Annotated in this window: 3 protein-coding genes; 2 read left to right on the top strand and 1 reads right to left on the bottom strand. The window is 72.5% G+C overall.

What is annotated here, in order from left to right; translation table 11 throughout:
* Positions 1 to 85 precede the first annotated feature (85 nt).
* On the bottom strand, positions 86 to 952 hold the full coding sequence (locus tag AB0H32_RS47730; protein ID WP_361135832.1) for a maleylpyruvate isomerase N-terminal domain-containing protein: 867 nt from the start codon (positions 950 to 952) through the stop codon (positions 86 to 88).
* A gap of 325 nt (positions 953 to 1,277) precedes the next feature.
* On the opposite strand from AB0H32_RS47730, the gene AB0H32_RS47725 reads away from it, so the two are divergent.
* Both AB0H32_RS47725 and AB0H32_RS47720 read left to right on the top strand, forming a co-directional pair.
* Positions 1,278 to 2,228 carry a diacylglycerol kinase family protein gene (locus AB0H32_RS47725; protein ID WP_361135829.1) on the top strand — a complete coding sequence of 317 codons (951 nt, stop codon included), beginning with the start codon at positions 1,278 to 1,280 and terminating at the stop codon, positions 2,226 to 2,228.
* Between the two features lie 62 nt (positions 2,229 to 2,290).
* Positions 2,291 to 2,659, top strand: coding sequence for a nuclear transport factor 2 family protein (locus AB0H32_RS47720; protein WP_361135827.1), 369 nt, complete (start codon positions 2,291 to 2,293; stop codon positions 2,657 to 2,659).
* Positions 2,660 to 2,694 lie beyond the last annotated feature (35 nt).

Raw genomic sequence — 2,694 nt, 5'->3', positions numbered from 1 at the left:
CTCGCCCCCACCCCCATACGCAGGCATGACGGTGAGCACACCGACCCGGTCGGTGTGCTCACCGTCATGTGCTTCTGCCGGGCGGTCAGGAGATGGCGTGGCTCAGCCAGAAGTCCAGCAGCACGCGGTCGCCCAGCACCGTCGTGCGCGGGTTCTCGGGCCGCAGCCGCCCCTTGACCACCAGCAGCAGATCCGAGGGCGTGGCGACCACGGTGGCATCGGCCGCGTCGGAGTCCGCGGCGTTCCGGGTGACCCGCACCCCGTCGGGGGCGCAGGTGATCAGCCAGTTCGAGGCACCGCCCGTGGACGGCTCGGTCGACCGCAGGCTCAGCGTTTCACCGCCGCGGGGCACCTGCGAGAACAGCGGGGAGAGGAACGGCCTGGCCGCGGGCGCCCCGAAGGCGCTCACGCAGAAGTCCACACAGTCCAGGGCGACATCGTTGTCCAGCGCGAACGGCAGGCCGGCCATCAGGTACACGTCGGCCCGGTGCACGGTGGTCTCGAACACCGCCCAGCGCGGCCAGAACTCCTTGTTCTGCCGCCCGTGCGGTGCCCAGATCGGCACCTCGGGGCCCACGCCGTCGAGCGCCTCCACCAGCCGGTCCGCGCCCTCGGCGAGGAACCGCGCGCGCAGCGCGGGATCCGCGATGTGGCGCTCCTGGGCGGCTTCCTGCGATCCGAGTTCGGCCACTCGCTCGGTCCAGCTCATGTCGCCCTCGGAGGCCGACCCGTCGGCACCGGGCAGGACGAGTTCGGTGCTCCGGGTGGTCAGGATCGTCGTCGCCCAGTCGTGGCCCTGGCGCACATGGCGCACCAGGTCGCCCAGCGTCCACCCCGGACACGTCGTGACGGGCTCGGACAGCGGGATCCCCCGGCCGGCCTCGGCGAAGCGGGCCGTCTCCCGGCGTAACTCGGACGTGTAGCGGCTGCTGGGCAGGTTCGGATTGGTCATGTCGGTCTCACCCCGTGGTTGGTCGGTACGAACGCCGGTACGCGCGGCCGCGAGCCGATGCCGTCGGCGCACCGCACACCCATTCGACCCCGGCACGCTGATCGCAGACTGACGCGATCCCCGTCGCCGCCAGGGACCCCCCACGGCGTCAGCCGTGTGTCAGTGCCGGGTCAGGCGGCCTTGGCAGAGTCGTCCGTGTCGCACGCTCCTCCTCGCCCGAACCCGGTCGGACCCGGTCCTCCGGACTCGCTCGTGCGAGGGGGGACCCACCTCGTTGCCGACCCGGTCCGCCACCGGTGCGTCCGATGTGAGGAGAACGCTCGTCATGGCAGACACCGCAGCCCCGGGGCCCACCCGGGCCCTGATCCTGGCCAACCCGGCTTCCGGCAGCCACAGTCCCGAACTGGTGCGTCAGGTCAGGGAGTTGTGCGAGTCCTGCCTGGAGCGCACCGAGCTGCACGCGACCAGCGCGCCGGGGGATGCGACCGTCGCCGTACGCCGGGCACTGGAGCGGACGGACGCCGCCCCGGACCTGGTCGTCGCGATCGGCGGGGACGGTACGGTCCGTGAGGTCGTCCAGGGGCTCGTCCCCGCCGGCGGCCGCGCGTCCCTGGCCGTGGTGCCGGGCGGCACCGGCAACTCCGGTTACAAGATGCTGTGGGGCGACCGTCCCTGGAGCCAGTCCCTGAAGGCGATCCTGACCGACTACGGCATCGGCGGCAGCGCCCGCCTGCGCCGTCTGGACCTGGCCCGCCTCAGCGAGACCCGCAACTACGTCTATCTGGGCGCCTGTTCGGGGGTGATCGCCGACGCGCTGATCACCGCCAAGGGCCTGCCGCTGACCGGCCGGGAGCGCTACGCCCGCGCCTTCGCGGACACGGCCGCCGGCTATGCCCCGTACCCGGGCCGGGTCGTCGTGGACGGCCGCGTCGTTCACGAGGGCCCCACGGTCCTCGCCAACGTCGGCGGCGGCCGCTACCGCGGCGGCCGGTTCCTGGTGCTGCCCGACTCGCTGCTGGACGACGGACTGCTCGACGTCTGCGTGATCGGCGGCGGTGTCGCGGCGGCGGACGTGCCCGGACTGACCCTGGACGCCGCGCACATGGACCACCCGGCGACCGTGTACGCACGCGGCCGCACGATCACCGTCGAGCGTACCGACGGCCGGCGGCTGCCGCTGGAGCACGACGGCGAGTACCAGCACGGCATCGGCGCCTCGGCCACCTTCGAGGTGCTCCCCGGAGCCCTCCCGGTCTGGGCGCCGACCGCCCCCTGAAACCCGTACCGAGCCACCTGTCGGATGAACAAGTCAAGCACGTCACAGAGGAGAAATCCCGCATGAGCGACCTGACCACCACCGTCTCCCGCTACCTCGACATCTGGAACGAGGCGGACGCCGACAAGCGTGCCGCGGCCATCGCCGAGCTGTTCACCGCCGATGCCCCGTACATCGACCCGCTCGCGGCGGTCGAGGGCCACGAGGGCTTCGGGGCCGTGGTGGCCGGTGCCCGCGACCAGTTCAAGGGCCTCACCTTCGAACTCCACGGCAGCGTCGACGCCCACCACAACCAGGCCCGCTTCCAGTGGGGCCTGGTGACCGAGCCGGGCGCCGAGCCGATCGCCATCGGCTTCGACGTCATCGTCACCGACGACGCGGGCCGGATCAAGGGCGTCTACGGCTTCCTCGACAAGGTCCCGGCCGCCTAGGACCCACCCACACCGCGGGAGCACCGGGCACCCGG

Source organism: Streptomyces sp. NPDC020362 (genome assembly GCF_040642095.1).
Taxonomy (GTDB): domain Bacteria; phylum Actinomycetota; class Actinomycetes; order Streptomycetales; family Streptomycetaceae; genus Streptomyces.
The sequence above is the reverse complement of the archived record's forward strand: the minus strand, read 5'-3'. Positions and strand labels throughout refer to the sequence as shown.

Coding starts and splice junctions, on each gene's coding strand:
- AB0H32_RS47730 (WP_361135832.1), bottom strand. CDS start 952: ATGACCAATCCGAACCTGCCCAGCAGCCGCTACACGTCCGAGTTACGC.
- AB0H32_RS47725 (WP_361135829.1), top strand. CDS start 1,278: ATGGCAGACACCGCAGCCCCGGGGCCCACCCGGGCCCTGATCCTGGCC.
- AB0H32_RS47720 (WP_361135827.1), top strand. CDS start 2,291: ATGAGCGACCTGACCACCACCGTCTCCCGCTACCTCGACATCTGGAAC.